Annotated in this window: 23 protein-coding genes; 18 read left to right on the top strand and 5 right to left on the bottom strand. The window is 66.5% G+C overall.

What is annotated here, in order from left to right:
* The first annotated feature begins 86 nt into the window (after nt 1-86).
* The 3 genes from ACNHGR_RS08055 to ACNHGR_RS08045 all read left to right on the top strand — a co-directional run bounded on the left by ACNHGR_RS08055 (nt 87) and on the right by ACNHGR_RS08045 (nt 1,285).
* Entirely contained in the window at nt 87-470 is a 384-nt protein-coding gene (locus tag ACNHGR_RS08055; RefSeq protein ID WP_475285258.1) for a hypothetical protein, read from the top strand.
* 109 nt (nt 471-579) lie between these two features.
* A complete protein-coding gene (locus tag ACNHGR_RS08050; RefSeq protein ID WP_475285256.1) occupies nt 580-903 on the top strand; it encodes a YnfA family protein in 324 nt (107 codons plus the stop codon).
* 55 nt (nt 904-958) lie between these two features.
* The gene (locus tag ACNHGR_RS08045) at nt 959-1,285 is read left to right on the top strand and encodes a hypothetical protein (RefSeq protein WP_475288361.1); all 327 of its coding nucleotides are present in this window, start codon (nt 959-961) and stop codon (nt 1,283-1,285) included.
* A gap of 19 nt (nt 1,286-1,304) precedes the next feature.
* Here the strand turns inward: ACNHGR_RS08045 and ACNHGR_RS08040 are convergent, their stop codons facing one another.
* Together ACNHGR_RS08040 and ACNHGR_RS08035 are read right to left on the bottom strand one after the other, a co-directional pair.
* Nucleotides 1,305-1,664 carry a hypothetical protein gene (locus ACNHGR_RS08040; RefSeq protein WP_184265808.1) on the bottom strand — a complete coding sequence of 120 codons (360 nt, stop codon included), beginning with the start codon at nt 1,662-1,664 and terminating at the stop codon, nt 1,305-1,307.
* Nucleotides 1,665-1,823: 159 nt separating this feature from the next.
* Entirely contained in the window at nt 1,824-2,660 is an 837-nt protein-coding gene (locus ACNHGR_RS08035) for a hypothetical protein (RefSeq protein ID WP_475285254.1), read from the bottom strand.
* A gap of 186 nt (nt 2,661-2,846) precedes the next feature.
* On the opposite strand from ACNHGR_RS08035, the gene ACNHGR_RS08030 reads away from it, so the two are divergent.
* The 6 genes from ACNHGR_RS08030 to ACNHGR_RS08005 all read left to right on the top strand — a co-directional run bounded on the left by ACNHGR_RS08030 (nt 2,847) and on the right by ACNHGR_RS08005 (nt 8,554).
* Nucleotides 2,847-4,157 (top strand): M20/M25/M40 family metallo-hydrolase, encoded by a 1,311-nt coding sequence (locus ACNHGR_RS08030; protein WP_475285252.1) that lies wholly within the window; start codon nt 2,847-2,849, stop codon nt 4,155-4,157.
* 115 nt (nt 4,158-4,272) lie between these two features.
* On the top strand, nt 4,273-5,601 hold the full coding sequence (locus ACNHGR_RS08025; protein WP_475285250.1) for a DNA-packaging protein: 1,329 nt from the start codon (nt 4,273-4,275) through the stop codon (nt 5,599-5,601).
* Nucleotides 5,602-5,695: 94 nt separating this feature from the next.
* Nucleotides 5,696-6,037, top strand: a complete 342-nt coding sequence (locus ACNHGR_RS08020; RefSeq protein WP_475285248.1) for an endonuclease domain-containing protein — start codon at nt 5,696-5,698, stop codon at nt 6,035-6,037.
* A gap of 191 nt (nt 6,038-6,228) precedes the next feature.
* A complete protein-coding gene (locus tag ACNHGR_RS08015; protein ID WP_475285246.1) occupies nt 6,229-6,876 on the top strand; it encodes an NAD(P)H-dependent oxidoreductase in 648 nt (215 codons plus the stop codon).
* A gap of 98 nt (nt 6,877-6,974) precedes the next feature.
* A complete protein-coding gene (locus tag ACNHGR_RS08010; RefSeq protein WP_184265796.1) occupies nt 6,975-7,313 on the top strand; it encodes a hypothetical protein in 339 nt (112 codons plus the stop codon).
* Nucleotides 7,314-7,420: 107 nt separating this feature from the next.
* Nucleotides 7,421-8,554, top strand: a complete 1,134-nt coding sequence (locus ACNHGR_RS08005; protein WP_475285244.1) for a phage portal protein — start codon at nt 7,421-7,423, stop codon at nt 8,552-8,554.
* Here the strand turns inward: ACNHGR_RS08005 and ACNHGR_RS08000 are convergent.
* Complete coding sequence (locus tag ACNHGR_RS08000; protein ID WP_184265790.1) at nt 8,551-8,691, bottom strand: hypothetical protein; 141 nt, start codon at nt 8,689-8,691, stop codon at nt 8,551-8,553. The genes ACNHGR_RS08005 and ACNHGR_RS08000 overlap by 4 nt on opposite strands.
* A gap of 18 nt (nt 8,692-8,709) precedes the next feature.
* Nucleotides 8,710-8,889 carry a hypothetical protein gene (locus ACNHGR_RS07995; protein ID WP_184265787.1) on the bottom strand — a complete coding sequence of 60 codons (180 nt, stop codon included), beginning with the start codon at nt 8,887-8,889 and terminating at the stop codon, nt 8,710-8,712.
* 48 nt (nt 8,890-8,937) lie between these two features.
* Between ACNHGR_RS07995 and ACNHGR_RS07990 the strand changes: the two genes are divergently transcribed.
* The 9 genes from ACNHGR_RS07990 (at nt 8,938) to gp17 (ending at nt 14,612) form a co-directional block, all read left to right on the top strand.
* Complete coding sequence (locus ACNHGR_RS07990; RefSeq protein ID WP_184265784.1) at nt 8,938-9,258, top strand: DUF6127 family protein; 321 nt, start codon at nt 8,938-8,940, stop codon at nt 9,256-9,258.
* Between the two features lie 3 nt (nt 9,259-9,261).
* Nucleotides 9,262-9,693, top strand: coding sequence for an HK97 family phage prohead protease (locus ACNHGR_RS07985; RefSeq protein WP_475285241.1), 432 nt, complete (start codon nt 9,262-9,264; stop codon nt 9,691-9,693).
* A 95-nt stretch (nt 9,694-9,788) separates the two neighbouring features.
* Entirely contained in the window at nt 9,789-10,916 is a 1,128-nt protein-coding gene (locus ACNHGR_RS07980; RefSeq protein WP_475285239.1) for a phage major capsid protein, read from the top strand.
* A 187-nt stretch (nt 10,917-11,103) separates the two neighbouring features.
* Nucleotides 11,104-12,927, top strand: a complete 1,824-nt coding sequence (locus ACNHGR_RS07975; RefSeq protein WP_475285237.1) for a tail fiber domain-containing protein — start codon at nt 11,104-11,106, stop codon at nt 12,925-12,927.
* Nucleotides 12,914-13,078, top strand: coding sequence for a hypothetical protein (locus ACNHGR_RS07970; RefSeq protein ID WP_184265768.1), 165 nt, complete (start codon nt 12,914-12,916; stop codon nt 13,076-13,078). The genes ACNHGR_RS07975 and ACNHGR_RS07970 overlap by 14 nt, the downstream gene beginning before the upstream one ends.
* A complete protein-coding gene (locus tag ACNHGR_RS07965) occupies nt 13,075-13,353 on the top strand; it encodes a phage fiber-tail adaptor protein (protein WP_475285235.1) in 279 nt (92 codons plus the stop codon). The genes ACNHGR_RS07970 and ACNHGR_RS07965 overlap by 4 nt, the downstream gene beginning before the upstream one ends.
* A gap of 3 nt (nt 13,354-13,356) precedes the next feature.
* On the top strand, nt 13,357-13,893 hold the full coding sequence (locus tag ACNHGR_RS07960; protein WP_475285233.1) for a head-tail connector protein: 537 nt from the start codon (nt 13,357-13,359) through the stop codon (nt 13,891-13,893).
* A 10-nt stretch (nt 13,894-13,903) separates the two neighbouring features.
* Nucleotides 13,904-14,089, top strand: coding sequence for a hypothetical protein (locus ACNHGR_RS07955; protein WP_475285231.1), 186 nt, complete (start codon nt 13,904-13,906; stop codon nt 14,087-14,089).
* A 118-nt stretch (nt 14,090-14,207) separates the two neighbouring features.
* Complete coding sequence (gene gp17 / locus ACNHGR_RS07950) at nt 14,208-14,612, top strand: tail completion protein gp17 (RefSeq protein WP_475285229.1); 405 nt, start codon at nt 14,208-14,210, stop codon at nt 14,610-14,612.
* A 57-nt stretch (nt 14,613-14,669) separates the two neighbouring features.
* Here gp17 and ACNHGR_RS07945 read toward each other — a convergent pair whose 3' ends face one another.
* The gene (locus ACNHGR_RS07945) at nt 14,670-14,993 is read right to left on the bottom strand and encodes a hypothetical protein (protein ID WP_184265752.1); all 324 of its coding nucleotides are present in this window, start codon (nt 14,991-14,993) and stop codon (nt 14,670-14,672) included.
* Between the last annotated feature and the right edge of the window lie 99 nt (nt 14,994-15,092).

The raw sequence follows: 15,092 nt of genomic DNA, 5'->3' as shown, positions 1-15,092 counted from the left end.
GGATGTTTGGGTCTGGAAGCGACCATTTGTGGACGTTCCATCCTTGGGCACATAGGCCTACAAGCTGCCGTAGGAGGCGTGCTGTTGTGGACAAAGTGGAACGATGGATCACACAGGCGCTGGCTTCGGCTGTAACCCCAGGTATCGGACAATGGGAAGTTGCCCCGGTTTCGGTTTTCGGCAAACCGATCTATAAATTTGCGGACGGCACGATGGTGCTCACGCTTTCGGAATTGGGCTTCAGTTATGACGGGCCTATGTCTGCCATAGATTGCCGATATGACGAGATTGAAGCGCTGAAACTCGCGTCTCTTCGGGATGTCATGAGGCTGCAAGGCGATCTTGATGCGCCGATTGCTGTAGGGATTGTTATGCGAGGCGCGTCTCGTTCCCTTGAGATGCATTGGCCCTTTCGCGTGTATTCAAGCGTAGCGACGGTGCTAGATCGGATAGTGAGGGAGTTGACCTAGTCGGGTGAGCGGCCGTTATGCCTAGCTTTTCATTAAGGAGCCGACCGTCCCCTATCCACCCCCTTCCCGCCCTTGCGATCGGGGCGGGATGGTGTCACGGCGGCTGGCAATGACCGTGCTTGTCTATATCGGCGCCGCGCTGGCGGAGATTGGGGGCTGTTTCGCCTTCTGGGCCTGGCTCCGGATGGGCCGGTCGGTGTGGTGGATCGGGCCGGGCGTCGTGTCGCTGTGCCTGTTCGCCTGGCTGCTGACTTTGGTGGAGGCGGATAATGCCGGGCGGGCCTATGCCGCCTATGGGTCGATCTACATCATGGCGGCGATCGTCTGGCTGTGGGTGATGGAGGGCGTGCGGCCGGACCGGTGGGATCTGATCGGCATGGCTATTTGTTTGATCGGTGGTGCGGTCATCCTGTGGGGGCCGCGATCGGCCTGAAGATTGGGTCTGGGCCGTGATGGCCGGATGATGGGAGATGCATGTGCGCAAGTGGATGATGCTGGGTCTGGCCGCAATGCTGAGCGGGGCGCTGGCTGGCTGTGGTGATGGCGGGACGGATCAGGTCGCGGCGGAGAACCGGGTCGAGCCGGAAACCGGCGCGGCGGCGCAGGTGGCCAAGCTGGACGAGGATCTGCGCAATGGCGTCTTTGCCAAGGCGATCCGCGACAGCGGCGCGGCCTGCCCGGAGGTGACGGGATCGGAGCGGGCGGACATCCGCCATGGCGTGCGCGGATGGAAGGCGCAGTGTAATAATGAGAGCGCGCACCTGATCCAGATATTGCCCGACGGCACGGCGAAGGTGACGAGCCGGACGCACTGATCGCGGCCGGGCGCTGCCTTCAGTCCAGCAGCCAGCGTTCGGCGGAGACGGGGTCGTCGAAGAAGCGAACCCCGTCCCGATCGGTCAGTCGTTGCGCCTGAAGCCGGGCGAGGGTGGAGCCGCAGAGAAAGGCCAGCTTGTGCGATCGCACGTCCGGCGCGGCGAGCAGCGCGGAAAAGGCGGCCACGACATCCTGCGCCTGAATCTTCATCGCCTTGATATCCACCAGCGTCAGATGACCCGGCGCGGTCAGGCCGGCAAGGGCGCAGCGATAGGCGGCGGCGAAATGCCGCACATGATCCTGATCGAAAAAGCCGGCCATCCTGACCCGTATCAGATTATGACGCGGGTCTGGCCTGATGTCGAAATCCGCATCCATGCGCATCGTCTCCCGAAATGGGAGAACGACCGGAACGGCAATGGGTTCAACGGGCAGTGTTGAGGTGAGTGCGGGCGGCGGCGAGAAAGGGGGACTGGCCCTGTCTGCACCGCCGCCCGCGCGCCTGACGATCAGTTGGTCTTGATCTCCAGCGAGGGGTCACACGCCGAAGTCGAAGATGCGCGCAGTCATTGCGCCTGCCGAGCCACCCCCGGTAAGGGCGTAGATGAAACCATATTCACCGCTCTCCAACTCTTGCGTGGGGGTTACTTTGAAGACGCCCGGCCGGACCATTTCATAGTCGAAGGGGAGGCGATCCTTGTCCATAACGCCCGTTTTCGCTCCGCCGATGTTCGCGCTGCCAACGCGGGCTTCCCGACGGCCATCCTTCTTCATGAGTTTGATTAACGTAAATTCGGATGGGGAGGAGACGGTCGCTGCGGTGCCGGCTGCCCAAGCGGTATTTGCGCGCGCGGTGTCAGGATTGGATTCGTCGAAAAAGAAATAGAAGCTGGGGCGACCTGGTTGGCTACGGACGCGCGCAGCCTCGTTCTGAATGGCGGCCTTGATGCTCATCGACGCTATGCCGCCCGTAAAGGCGTAACCGATGATGCCGCCGGTTTTGGCCTGATTGGTGGTGGTGGGATCAATACGTTGCATCTTGCGGCCAGCGCCGGTGCTGGACAGGAGATAAACGCCAGCAGGATGCGGGACGAGTGGATCGGGTGAATCCATCGACATGGCCGGAGCGGTGGTAGTCGCACCGCTGTTCAGCATTGCAGCGATGACTGGGCCGGAGACGCCCTTGCTTTTAAGCATCAGCATTTCGTCGGTCGTCAGATCGAACTTAGTGCCGGATGTCTTGATCTTGGCAATTACGGCTTCGTCGCCAATGCCCGCTCCCGATAATGCGATCACGCTATCCACGGTCAAAGTTTCCGCAAAGGCAGGCGAAGCGATGGCAAGCGCCATCGCCGCAATAGCTATTCTGAACATCTAAACCCCCAAAAGAGACTCAGCTCCCCCGAGCTGAATAGCGCACTGGTGCATTTGCGGCGGGCTGGTCGTCAAGGGATAAATATTTGATCTATATTGGGGATTATTGTGCAGGCGCGAGAAAGGCGGCGGGTGCTTTACAGATGTGCGACTTTACAGGCCGGGGAATGGCGGTAGATCGGGGCGATGAGAAAGATCCTATTGCTGGCCGCAGCATCCGCCCTGAACGTTGTTCCCGCCGTCGCGCAGACCCGCGCGCCCGATCCTGTGCGCTTGAAGGCGACGGTGGAGAAACTGGTGAGTTTCGGTACGCGCCATACGCTGTCGTCGGCGACCGACCCCAAGCGGGGGATCGGCGCGGCGCGTAAATGGGGCGCGGACGAATTTGCGAAGATCAGCAAGGGGTGCGGCGGGTGCCTGAGCGTGGAGACGATATCCGGGCCGTTCACCGGGCCGCGCGCGCCCAATGGTGTCGAGGTGGCCGATGTGCTGGCGATCCAGAAGGGGACGGGTGATCCGACCCAGGTGGTGATCGTCGCGGGGCATATCGACAGCCGCGTGACTGATGTGATGAACATCAAGGATGATGCGCCGGGCGCGAACGACAATGCGTCGGGCACGGCGCTGGTGATCGAGGCGGCGCGGGTGCTGGCGGGCGAAAAGTTCGACGGCACGATCGTCTATGCGCTGCTGTCGGGCGAGGAGCAGGGGCTGTGGGGCGCCAAGCTGCTGGCCGAGACGGCGAAGAAGCGCGGATGGCAGGTGCGGGCGATGCTGAACAACGATATCGTCGGCAATACGGTCGGCCAGAATGGACAGATCGTGGCTGACCGGGTGCGGGTTTTTTCCGAGGGCATCCGCTTTTCGGAAGATGCCAAGGCCAATCTGACGCGCCGGGCGATCGGCGGCGAGGATGACGGGCCGTCGCGCGCGCTGGCCAAGAAGATCGACGGGATCGCGGAGGGCAATCCGCAGATCGGGCTGGACGTGTTCGCGGTGCGGCGGCTGGACCGGTTCGGGCGCGGGGGCGATCATTCGCCTTTCCTGGAACTGGGTTTTCCCGCCGTGCGCTTTTCGGTGGGGATCGAGAATTATGACCGGCAGCATCAGGATTTGCGGACTGAAAATGGCCGCGTCTATGGCGATACGGTCGAGGGGATGGACTTTCCCTATCTGGCGAAGGTGACGGCGCTCAATATCGCGGCGCTGCGCGATCTGGCGGATGCGCCGGCGGCGCCCGCGACCGTGTCGCTGGACGGGGCGCTGTCGATGGATACGCGGGTCTTCTGGGACGCGGTGCCGGGGGCTGCGGCTTACAAGGTTTACTGGCGGCGGGCGGATGCGCAGGACTGGAGCGATAGCCGGGTCGTGACGGGTGCGACCGAGACGGTGCTGAAGGATATCGTGGTGGACGATCATTTCATCGGCGTGGCGGCCGTGGCGAAGGACGGGGCGGAGAGCATCGTCACCTTTGGCGGCATGGCGCCGCGGAAATAACAGGTTCGCGCAGAGGCGCAGAGGAGATAGAGATTATTAAGGAAGGCCGCCTTTGTGCGGCCTTTTTTGTCTCTGCGATCTCTGCGCCTTTGCGCGAACATGGTGGGGGAGGGGCATGGAGATTCCGGGCAGGGAAATTTCGGGCAGGGAATGGCTGGCCGAGGAGGATGCGGCCGCCCGGGCGGTGCTGGACCTGCTGGACGACTTGCCGGCGGCGGAGCGGCTGGCGCAGGAGTGGCGCTATCTGGCGCGGCCGGGGCAGTTGCCGCCGCCGGGCGACTGGCGCATCTGGCTGATGATGGCCGGGCGCGGCTATGGCAAGACGCGGGCCGGGGCGGAATGGGTGCGCGCCGTGGCGGAGGCGGACCCGGCGGCGCGGATCGCGCTGGTGGGCGCAACGCTGGGCGAGGCGCGCAGCGTGATGGTGGAAGGGGCGAGCGGGCTGCTGGCGATCGCGCCCTGGTGGAACCGGCCGGCCTATGCCCCGGCGCTGCGGACGCTGCGCTGGCCCAATGGCGCGATGGCGACGCTGTTCGGCGCGGCCGAGCCGGAAAGTCTGCGCGGGCCGCAGTTCAGCCATGGCTGGGCCGACGAGATCGCCAAATGGGCGGGCGGCGAGGCGGCCTGGCATAATCTGATGATGGGATTGCGGCTGGGCACGCATCCGCAAATGCTGGCGACGACAACGCCGCGACCGGTGCCGCTGGTGCGGGGGCTGGTCGCGCGAGAGGGCGACGATGTCGTAGTGACGCGGGGGCGGACGGCGGAGAATGCGGCGCATCTGGCGCCCGGCTTCGTCGCGGCGATGACCGACAGCTATGGCGGCACGCGGCTGGGGCGGCAGGAACTGGACGGCGAACTGATCGAGGAGGTGGAGGGCGCGCTGTGGTCGCGCACCCTGATCGAGCGGTGCCGGGTCGCGCATGTGCCGGGCATGCTTCGCCGTGTGGTGGTGGCGGTCGATCCGCCGGCGTCGGCGGGCGGGGATGCGTGCGGGATCGTGGTGGCCGGGATCGGCGGCGACGGGCGGGCCTATGTGATCGCGGACGCGAGCGTGGCGGGACAGTCGCCCGAAGGCTGGGCGCGGGCAGTGGCGGCGGCCGCTCTGGTCCATGGCGCCGACCGGGTGGTGGCCGAGGCCAATAATGGTGGGGCGATGGTGGCGAGCGTGCTGCTGGCGGCGGAGGAGGCGCTGCCACTGAAGCTGGTCCATGCGAGCCGGGGGAAGGCGGCGCGGGCGGAGCCGGTGGCGGCACTGTACGAGGCCGGGCGGGTGGCGCATCGCGGCGCTTTTCCGGAGATGGAGGACCAGATGTGCGGCTTGCTGGCGGGCGGCGGCTATGTCGGGCCGGGGCGGTCGCCCGATCGCGCCGACGCGCTGGTGTGGGCGATGACGGAACTGATGCTGGGGAAGAAGGGCGAGGCGCGGGTGCGGGGGATGTGAGGGGGATTGGGGGGAGCGATCGGTGTTATATAGCCCTCTCCCGTTTTCACGGGAGAGGGTTGGGTGAGGGTTTTTCTTTCTGTATGACAGGCCGATGCATCCTGTTCGACGTCAGATCAGTCCTCATGCGGCACGGCTGCGTCGAGACGCTACAGATGTTGAACAGAAATTATGGTCTGCTTTGCGTAACCGCCGACTGGATGGTTTCAAATTCCGTCGTCAGGCAACGATCGGTCCATTCATTGTCGATTTCCTGTGTGTAGAGCGACGGCTGATCGTAGAACTCGATGGCGGCCAACATAATGAGCGCGAGGATGAAGCGCGATCGACATGGCTGCAAGCCAAGGGCTATCGACTTTTGCGCATCTGGAACCATGATGTGATCGAGAATTTCGATGGTGCAATTGAAGCCATCCGGTTGGCATTGATCCAGTAAGAAGACCCTCACCCAACCCTCTCCCGCGAAGGCGGGAGAGGGCTTTGCAGCTGCCCGTTATTGATCGTTCGCCGGGCTGTCCGACTGAATGGCCAGGACAGGATATCCAGTTTTTAAATGATACCTTTATTTCGGCGGCCAAGCCTCTACATCATGGCGTCATGCGCCGGGCTTAGGCCGGGCGCTCTGTCATGAAGAGGTATCCGATGCTGATCGACCGTTTGAACTGGCGCTATGCCACCAAGAAGATGAACCCGGACAAGGCCGTGCCCGAAGACAAGGTGGAGCGCATCCTGGAGGCGGTGCGGCTGGCGCCGACGTCGAGCGGGTTGCAGCAGTTCGAGCTGATCGTCGTCACCAACAAGGAAATCCGCGAGAAGATCAAGGCGATCGCCTGGAATCAGGAGCAGGTGACGGATGCGTCGCACCTGATCGTCTTTGCCGCCTGGGACAATTATACGCCCGAGCGGATCAACCATATGTTCGATCTCGTCAATGACGAGCGCGGCTTCAGGAATGAGGGCTGGGAAGCCTATCGCCAGATGTTGCTGGGCACCTATCCGCAGCGCGACGCGCAGACCAATTTCGAACATGCCGCGCGGCAGGCCTATGTGGGCCTCGGCATCGCATTGACGGCGGCGGCTTTCGAAGAGGTGGATGCGACGCCGATGGAGGGCTTCGACCCGGCGGCGCTGGACGAGATACTGGACCTGCGGGCGCGTGGCCTGCGGTCAGTGGCGATCATGCCGGTCGGCTATCGCGCGGATGAGGGCGATTGGCTGGTGAACCTGAAGAAGGTGCGGCGGCCGGTGGAGCAGTTCATTTCGCGGGTGGACTGATATTGCAGATGGCCCCGCCGGCACGGGAACCGGCCGGCGGGGCGCTTCGTTTCTTAGTCATTACAAATATGGTTATGGTTAGAGACGGAGTAAGTGCGATGAAGATGGCCAGTATCTGCGCGGCTGTCGTGGGTGTTTCGCTGATGGCGGGACCGGTGATGGCGGCGAGCCTGAACAGCAAGGACCGGGCGCGGGTGGCGCGTGCGGCGCCGCGCGATCGCGACGATGTGCGCTACTGCCTGCTCAAGGGCAAGCAGGGCCGTGACAAGGGCACGGTGATCGGCGCGGCCGGTGGTGCGGGCATTGGTGCGCTGGCGGGCGGTAGCCTGGGCGAGACTTTGCTGGCGGGCGCTGCCGGCGCGGTGGCGGGCCGGGTGATCGGCAAGAGCGAAGGCACGAACAGCGTGTGCGACCGGGTGCTGGCGCGGAATAGATAAACGGGGCGCTGCCCTTCTCTCAGTTTCGGTAAGCGGCTTTGCCGCCTTTGGCTTCACCAACCCTCTCCCCCGCCGGGGAGGGGGTTTTTGCGTTTGGGGATGGGCTTATGAAATGGTTCGGGACGAAAAGCGTTGCGCAGGCGGATGCGCGGCCGGTGCTGGCGCGGGCGTGGGGATCGGGCGCGGTGGCATTGGGCGAATGGCCGGCCAGTTATGAGGCGCAATTGCGCGCGGGCGTGATGGGCAATGCGGTAGCGCAGCGGGCGATGCGGCTGGTGTCCGAAGGGGCGGGGGCCTGTGCGCTGAAGGTGCGGGGCGTGGACGATGCGGCGGTGGCGGTGGTGGCCGCTCTGGTCGGGCGGGCTTCGGCGGGGCAGGGGCTGGTGGAGACTCTGGCCTGTCACCTGCTGCTGCACGGCAATGCCTATGTGCAGGTGATTGCCGGGGCGGAGGGCAAGCCGGCGGAGCTTTATGCGCTGCGGCCCGAGCGGGTGAGCGTGGAGGCGGATGCGCGGGGGTGGCCGGCGGCCTATCTGTATCGGGTGGGGGAGAGCATCACCCGGCTTTCGCCGCAGGATGGCGCGGGGCGGACGGGCGTACTGCATATCAAGGCGCTGCATCCGCTGGACGATCATTATGGGCTGGGCTGTACCGGCGCGGCGGCGGGCGCGGTGGCGATCCACAATGCGGCGAGTGTCTGGAACAAGGCGTTGCTGGACAATGCGGCGCGGCCCAGTGGCGCGATGGTCTATGATCCGGGCGACGGGTCGGTGCTGTCGCCCGATCAGTTCGAACGGGTGAAGCGCGAGATGGAGGTCGCCTTTGCCGGGGCAGCCAATGCCGGGCGGCCGATGCTGCTGGAGGGTGGGCTTAGCTGGAAGGCGATGAGCCTGACGCCCGCCGAGATGGATTTTGTCGGGCTGAAGGGAGCGGCGGCGCGGGAGATTGCGCTGGCGTTCGGGGTGCCGCCGATGCTGATGGGGCTGCCGGGCGACAACGCCTATGCCAATTATCGCGAGGCGAACAAGGCGTTGTGGCGGCAGACGATCCTGCCCTTGGTCGCGAAGATTTGCGGGGCGTTGGCGCAGGGGCTGGACGATTGGTGGCCGGGGCTGCTGATCGAGCCGGATCTGGATGCGGTGCCGGCGCTGTCGGACGAGCGCGCGGCGCTGTGGGAGCGGGTGGCGGCGGCGGATTTCCTGAGCGCGGAGGAGAAGAAGGCGTTGTTGGGGATCGCCTAATATTCGCAGGCGGCGGTGGCGGCGGACCAGCGGCCACCGCTGTCAAGGCAATGATCCTGCGCGAGCCAGTCACTGTTCCAGAGGGATACGGCGATGGCGGTCGCGACCAGCATGGTGGTGAAGAACAGACGCTTCATGACGGCGCGGAGCGGGATTCAGGGCGCGTCGGGTGCGCGGGCGGGCAGGGAATCGAGGCGGCAAAAGCCATTGTCCCAATTCCAGCTGCCGCCCTGCACCATGCAGTCGCCCGCCCGGAACAGGCCGAAATGCCAGGCGAGGGCGGCGAGGACCACAAGGGCGAGGATGATGAGGACTTTGCGAGGGGCGCGTTTCATGCGCGCGCAGATAGGCATTGTGCGGCGCGAAGGGAAGGAGGGCGGGACATGAAAGAGGAGATGCTGGCGCGGCTGGTGGCGCAGGCGGAGGGGCGGGCTTTTGGCGGTTGCGGGGATATCGTGACCATCCGTGCGCTGATCGAGGAGGCGAGCGATCTGGGCGCGGGGCGGGCGCTGGAGCGGCTGGGGCTGGCGGATCGGCGAGCCGAAGGCGACATGCGGGAATTGCGCGAATTGCTGTCCGCCTGGCGCGACGCGAAGAAGGCGGCGCGCGGCGCGGTGATCGGCTGGGTCGTGCGGATCGCGATGGCGATGATCCTGCTGGGCATTGCGGTGAAGGTTGGGCTGGTCGGGCTGGTGCGGGGGTGAGCGATGGAAGGTGATGTGCGCTTTGCCGGCTATGCGGCGATATTCGACCGGGTGGACCGGGGCGGCGACGTGGTGCGGGCGGGCGCCTTTGGCGCGATCGACCCGGCAGGCGTGCCGCTGTTGTGGCAGCATGGGCCGGGGCAGGTGATTGGCGTGGTGGAAAAGGCGCTGGAGGACAGGCGCGGGCTGCGCGTGATCGGCCGGGTGTCGCGGCGCACGGCGGCGGGGCGGGAGGCGGCGGCGGCGCTGGCGCAAGGGGCGCTGGACGGGCTGAGTTTCGGATACCGGGTGAAGGCGGCGCGCGGGGCGCGGCCGCGGGAGTTGCTGGGGCTGGAACTGGTGGAGGTCAGTCTGGTGACGCATCCGATGCAGCCATTGGCGCGGGTGGTGGCGGTGGAGGGGGGCAGTGATGCCCCCTCATCCAACTTCGCCTAGCCAGCAAGCTGGCAAGGCTGCGTATCCTTCTCCCACGGGGGGAGAAGATTTGATCGGGCGGTCCTTCCGGGCCGCCTTTTTTTGTGGAGACGGGCATGACGGATCAGGTGATGGACAGCTTGGAAGCCAGCTTTGACGCGGTGTTGCAGGGGGAGCGGATTGATGGGCTGGAGGGGGAGATTGCGGCGCTGAAAGGGGCGTTGCTTGCCGCACGGCGGCCGGCGCTGGATGGGGTGAAGGGCGGCAGCGTCGATCCGGCGCGGGCGGCCTTTGTCGATCGCTACCTGCGGCAGGGGCAGGAAGCGGGAGTGGAGCTGAAGAGCTTTTCCGGCGCGAGCGGCGCGGCGGGCGGCTATGCGGTGCCGCGCGAGATCGACCAGCTGATCGGCGCGACGCTGAAAAGCATATCGCCGATCCGTGGCATCGCCAATGTCGTGCGCACCGGGACGGCGGGGTACCGCAAGCTGGTGACGGCGGGCGGCATCGTGTCGGGATGGGCGAGCGAGACGGGCGCGCGCGCCGAGACGGGGACGCCGAGCTTCAACGAGATCGCGCCGCCGTCGGGTGAATTGTTCGCCAATCCGGCGGCGAGCCAGGCGATGCTGGATGACGCGCAGTTCGATGTCGAGGGCTGGCTGGCGGGCGAGATTGCGCGTGAGTTCGCGGTCGCGGAGGGTGCGGCCTTCGTCAATGGCAATGGCACGAACAAGCCCAAGGGCTTCCTGACCTATACGACCACCAACGAGGCGGACAGCGTCCGGGCCTTCGGGTCGCTGCAATATGTGGCGTCGGGCGCGGCGGGTGGCTTTGCCGCGTCGAACCCGCAGGACAAGCTGATCGACCTGGTCCAGAGCCTGCGCGCGCCATATCGGCAGGGGGCGAGCTTCGTCATGAACAGCGCCACGCTGGCGGCGGTGCGCAAGATGAAGACGAGCGACGGCGCCTTCATCTGGCAGCCGGGGCTGACGGGCGGGCAGCCGGCGACGCTGCTGGGCTATCCGGTGGTCGAGGCCGAGGACATGCCGGACATCGCGGCCAACAGCCTGTCGATTGCGTTCGGCAATTTCCAGGCCGGCTATGTCATCGCCGAACGCAGCGAGACGAGCATCCTGCGCGATCCGTTCACCAACAAGCCGTTCGTGCATTTCTATGCCGTGAAGCGGATCGGCGGCGCGGTGGCTAATAGCGAGGCCATTAAGTTGATGAAGTTCGCCGCTTCGTAAACGAGGCGGTGGCAAGCTGATGAAGTTTGCCGCTTCGTGATGATGAGGGGGCGGCGGCGTGCTGCCCCCTCATCCAACTGCGCCTAGCCGGCAAGCTGGCAAGGCTTCGTATCCTTCTCCCACAAGGGGAGAAGGTTTTGGGGGGAGGCTTCTGGTCTTCCCCCTTTTTGTTTTTGAGGGGGCGGCGGTGGCGATCACGGATTGGGAGATGGCGGACCTGGTGCGGGAGGTCTGCATGGATGCGGGTGCGGGGTCGCTGGCGCTGGGCGGGCCGTTGCAGGGCTATCGCGCCTTTGCCGCGGCACTGAATGCGGGGGCGACCTTTCCCTATGTGATACAGGGCGTGGCCGATCCGGGGCAGTGGGAGACCGGCAGCGGCACGATCGACGGCGCCGGGCGGCTGGTGCGGACCCCGCATGCGTCATCGGCAGGCGGCGCGGCGGTGGATTTCGTCGCGGGCGAAAAACATGTCGGGCTGGCGTTGCATGCCGACTGGGTCGCGCGGGTCGAGGCGCATGGCCATGCGATCGACGCGATCGACGGGCTGGCGAGCGCGCTGGCAGGCAAGCAGGCGGGCAGCGGTGAACTGAGCGCGATCGCGGCGCTGACGACGACCGGTTTCGGGCGCGGCGCGCTGACCCTGGGCGATGCGGCGGCGTTCCGATCCTATATCGGGGCAGGGACGTCATCGACCGGCGGAACCGTGACCAATGTGGCAGCGGGCGGCGGCATGAGCTTTGCCGCGATCAGCGGGGCGGGCAGCGTGGCGCTGGGCACGCCATCCAGCATCACGCTGGCGTCGGTGAATGGCGTGGCGGCGGGCACGCACAGCCATGCCTTCGCGCCGGGCGGGACGAGCGCGCAATATCTGCGCGGCGACGGATCGCTGGCGACATTCCCCACCGGCAGCGCGCTGGGCAAGGTGGACGATGCCAATGTGACGCTGACGCTGGGCGGCGGGGCGGCCAATGCCCTGTTGAACGCAGCGACGATCACGGCGGGCTGGTCGGGGCAATTGGCGGTGGCGCGCGGGGGGACCGGGGCGGCCAGCCTGACCGGCTATATGAAAGGCAATGGCACGGCGGCGATGAGCGCCAGCGCGACCATTCCAAGCAGCGATGTCAGCGGCCTTGGCACGATGGCGTCGCAGGCGGCCAGTGCCGTGGCGATCAGCGGCGGGGATATCACGACCACCTATTTTTCCGCGACGGCGGCATCCCCGGTGTTGCAGGCCCTGTCGACCACGGCGATCGATACCGGGACGCCCGCGTCGGCAGGGGCGCTGGGCAGCATGGTGCTGAACGCCGCGGGAATGGGTGCGGCCGCGCTGGGCGACTATGCCAGCGGTATCGCCTTTACCCGAAAGGGCAGCGGGCGGCGGGGGGCGCTGATCGTCGGCAAGCATAGCGGCACCGACATCAACCAAATGGGCATCGCCTTTCTGACGAAAAGCAGCACAACCGCCGCCAGCAGCGGCGTGGTGGAACGGATCGTCATCGACCATGCCGGCATCCTCTATCCCAGCGCCGACAATAGCGTGAGTTGCGGGCAGGCAACGAACCGCTGGTCCACCATCTATGCCGGCACAGGCACGATCAACACGTCGGACGCGCGCGCCAAATGCGATGTCGGCGCCGTGGACGAGGCCTTGCTCGACGCCTGGGGCGCGGTCGACTGGCAACGCTATCGCTTTATCGATGCGGTGGCGGCGAAGGGCGAGGAGGCGCGCTGGCATATGGGGCTGGTGGCGCAACAGGTGCGCGAGGCGATCGATCAGCACCTGGGCGACGGCGCGGCGGTGCGCTGGGGCCTGATCTGCCATGATAGCTGGGATGCGGAGCCGGCACGGGAGAGCGCGGATGGCGTGCCGCTGCGGATGGCGGGCGACCGCTGGGGACTGCGCTATGACGAATGTTTTGCGCTGGAGGCGCTGTGGCAGCGGCGCGCGATCGCGCAATTGGCCGCGCGCGTGGCGCTGCTGGAGGTGGGAGACGGCCATGCTGGCGGGTGAGGCGATCGGCGGGCGGCCGCTGGCCGATGTGCGGCTGGAAAGCTGGCAGGGTCCATGGGGCTGGGGCGTGCGGCCGGGGCAGGATGTGCGGGTGAGAGCGCCGGTCAGGGTGATGCGGCCCGAGGCGAACAGGGGGAGCAGGACAGGATGAGCCTTTATGTCAAAGACCCGCAGGCGCGGGTCGATCATGCGATCGACTGGTCCGCCTATCTGGCGCAGCAGAGCCTGGTCGCGAGCCTGTGGACGGTCAGCCCGCAGGAAGATGGCGGGTTGCAGGTGGAGGATGCCGCTTTCGAAGCGCAGCGCAGCAGCGCGCGATTGAGCGGCGGGATCGTCGGGCGGGTCTATCGGCTGACCAACCGCGTCACCCTGTCTGACGGGCAGGTGGACGAGCGGTCGGTGACGATGCGGGTGGAGGAGCGCTGAACCATGGTGGAAGAAAGCGAGAGCGGGGCGCTGGCGGCATCGCTGGCGGAACTGAAGGCCTATTTGCGGATCGAGACGGCGGGTGAGGATGCGGTGCTGGCCGGCCTGCTGCGCAGCGCGGCGGCGCTGTGCGAGCAATTTATCGGGCAATGGCTGGTACGGCGGAGTGCGCGCGAGACGGTGGCCGGGGACGGGCGCTGGCAGCGACTGGCGGCGCGGCCGGTGGTCGCGATCGACGGAGTGGAGGCGGTCGATGTCGATGGCGTGGTGCAAGGGCTGGCGGTCGGGGCCTATGCGATCGACATCGATGCGGCGGGGGACGGCTGGGTTCGATCGACCCGCGCGGAGGAGGGGCGGCGGCTGTCGGTCCGCTATCAGGCGGGGCTGGCGGTCGAGATGAATGGCGTGCCGGAACCGCTGCGCCAGGGGATCGTGCGGCTGGCGGCGGAGCATTTCGCGGCGCGCGGCACGGACAGCGCGACGCCGCCGGCGGTGGTGAGCGCGCTGTGGCGGCCGTTCCGGCGGATGCACCTGACATGAACGAGCGGCCATGAGGGCGCGACTGGTCGCGCTGCTGGAAGCGCGCGCGGGGGGACGGCGGGCGCGGATCGCGGACGCGCTGACGGATATGGGCATCGACGCCGTGGTCGAGGGAGATGGCGTGCGGGCGTCCGCGCCGGGGCTGGCGGCGCGCTGGTGGCGCGACCTGGCGATCCGGGAGGCCGGGCGACGCTGAGAGTCTGTTTGGAAAATGCGCGAGAGAGCGCATTTTCGATGCGGCACCGGGCCGGTGCGGATGCGCCAGAGGCGCATTTCCAAACAGGCGCTGAGAGCAGGATCGGGGAGGACGGGATATGAGCGCGGAAGTGGCGGCGCGGGCGGCGGTGATGGCCGGCCTGCGGGCGGACGATGCCCTGATGCAGGCGTTGAACGGCCTTCATGATGGCGAGCCGGCGCGGGCGAGTGCGCCCTGCGGCCATGTCGGTGCGTGCATCGGCGCAGACTGGGGCGGGAAGGATGTCGACGGGCGCGAGGTGCGGCTGAGCATCGGCCTGCGCGTGGCGGACGAGACGCCGGCGCGGCTGGGCGGGATGATCGCCCGGGTCGATGCGGTACTGGCGGGGCTGGGCGCGCAGGATGGGTGGCGGATCGTCACCGCCCGGCTGCTTCGGTCACGGGTGGCGCGCGACGAAGGGCGGCCGCCAGCGGAATGGCGGGCGTTGATCGACTATCGGCTGCGGCTGGTGCGGGAAGAGTGAAGGTGGGCCAGCCCCGGCGTGTTCTGGCGCGTCGGAGCTGGTTCCTCGTTCCCAATATCAGCGCGGCTGGCTATTCTCGTCATATTCGCTGGAAATCTTGTCGACATATTCGCTGATCTGATCGTCCGCATCCGAATTGGCGGCGGCGTCCGACATCTTGTCGGCCTTGTCAGAGGCGACGATGGCGGCGCGGAAGGCCGCTTCCTTGTCGGCGCAGGCGGATTTCAGCAGCGCCTGAAAGTCGGCGATCGGCAATTTCTTGTCGAGCGCGGGCTGCATCTGCGCGCTCAGGCATTTGGAAAATTCCTTGCGACCAGTGCCGACGGCGTCGGCGGACGGCGCCGCGGCCAGCATCATCACGAGCGAAGCAGCAACAATCATAACGACCTCTCCATAAGCGGCGGATCGATGCTGCGACCCTTTGGCCGCGCTCCCGCCGAGTCCCCTCATTTTTCGCGATTTTCCGGGCGGCAACAGGGT

The organism is Sphingobium sp. RS1 (assembly GCF_056156825.1).
Note: the sequence above shows the minus strand (reverse complement) of the source record. Positions and strands in the feature narration are given on the sequence as shown.

Coding starts and splice junctions, on each gene's coding strand:
- ACNHGR_RS07965 (WP_475285235.1), top strand. CDS start 13,075: ATGAGCCTTTATGTCAAAGACCCGCAGGCGCGGGTCGATCATGCGATC.
- ACNHGR_RS07945 (WP_184265752.1), bottom strand. CDS start 14,993: ATGATTGTTGCTGCTTCGCTCGTGATGATGCTGGCCGCGGCGCCGTCC.
- gp17 (WP_475285229.1), top strand. CDS start 14,208: ATGAGCGCGGAAGTGGCGGCGCGGGCGGCGGTGATGGCCGGCCTGCGG.
- ACNHGR_RS07960 (WP_475285233.1), top strand. CDS start 13,357: ATGGTGGAAGAAAGCGAGAGCGGGGCGCTGGCGGCATCGCTGGCGGAA.
- ACNHGR_RS07980 (WP_475285239.1), top strand. CDS start 9,789: ATGACGGATCAGGTGATGGACAGCTTGGAAGCCAGCTTTGACGCGGTG.
- ACNHGR_RS08050 (WP_475285256.1), top strand. CDS start 580: ATGACCGTGCTTGTCTATATCGGCGCCGCGCTGGCGGAGATTGGGGGC.
- ACNHGR_RS08010 (WP_184265796.1), top strand. CDS start 6,975: ATGAAGATGGCCAGTATCTGCGCGGCTGTCGTGGGTGTTTCGCTGATG.
- ACNHGR_RS08000 (WP_184265790.1), bottom strand. CDS start 8,691: ATGAAGCGTCTGTTCTTCACCACCATGCTGGTCGCGACCGCCATCGCC.
- ACNHGR_RS08005 (WP_475285244.1), top strand. CDS start 7,421: ATGAAATGGTTCGGGACGAAAAGCGTTGCGCAGGCGGATGCGCGGCCG.
- ACNHGR_RS08030 (WP_475285252.1), top strand. CDS start 2,847: ATGAGAAAGATCCTATTGCTGGCCGCAGCATCCGCCCTGAACGTTGTT.
- ACNHGR_RS08040 (WP_184265808.1), bottom strand. CDS start 1,664: ATGGATGCGGATTTCGACATCAGGCCAGACCCGCGTCATAATCTGATA.
- ACNHGR_RS08045 (WP_475288361.1), top strand. CDS start 959: ATGATGCTGGGTCTGGCCGCAATGCTGAGCGGGGCGCTGGCTGGCTGT.
- ACNHGR_RS07970 (WP_184265768.1), top strand. CDS start 12,914: ATGCTGGCGGGTGAGGCGATCGGCGGGCGGCCGCTGGCCGATGTGCGG.
- ACNHGR_RS07955 (WP_475285231.1), top strand. CDS start 13,904: ATGAGGGCGCGACTGGTCGCGCTGCTGGAAGCGCGCGCGGGGGGACGG.
- ACNHGR_RS08020 (WP_475285248.1), top strand. CDS start 5,696: ATGCATCCTGTTCGACGTCAGATCAGTCCTCATGCGGCACGGCTGCGT.
- ACNHGR_RS07985 (WP_475285241.1), top strand. CDS start 9,262: ATGGAAGGTGATGTGCGCTTTGCCGGCTATGCGGCGATATTCGACCGG.
- ACNHGR_RS08025 (WP_475285250.1), top strand. CDS start 4,273: ATGGAGATTCCGGGCAGGGAAATTTCGGGCAGGGAATGGCTGGCCGAG.
- ACNHGR_RS08035 (WP_475285254.1), bottom strand. CDS start 2,660: ATGTTCAGAATAGCTATTGCGGCGATGGCGCTTGCCATCGCTTCGCCT.
- ACNHGR_RS07995 (WP_184265787.1), bottom strand. CDS start 8,889: ATGAAACGCGCCCCTCGCAAAGTCCTCATCATCCTCGCCCTTGTGGTC.
- ACNHGR_RS07990 (WP_184265784.1), top strand. CDS start 8,938: ATGAAAGAGGAGATGCTGGCGCGGCTGGTGGCGCAGGCGGAGGGGCGG.
- ACNHGR_RS08015 (WP_475285246.1), top strand. CDS start 6,229: ATGAAGAGGTATCCGATGCTGATCGACCGTTTGAACTGGCGCTATGCC.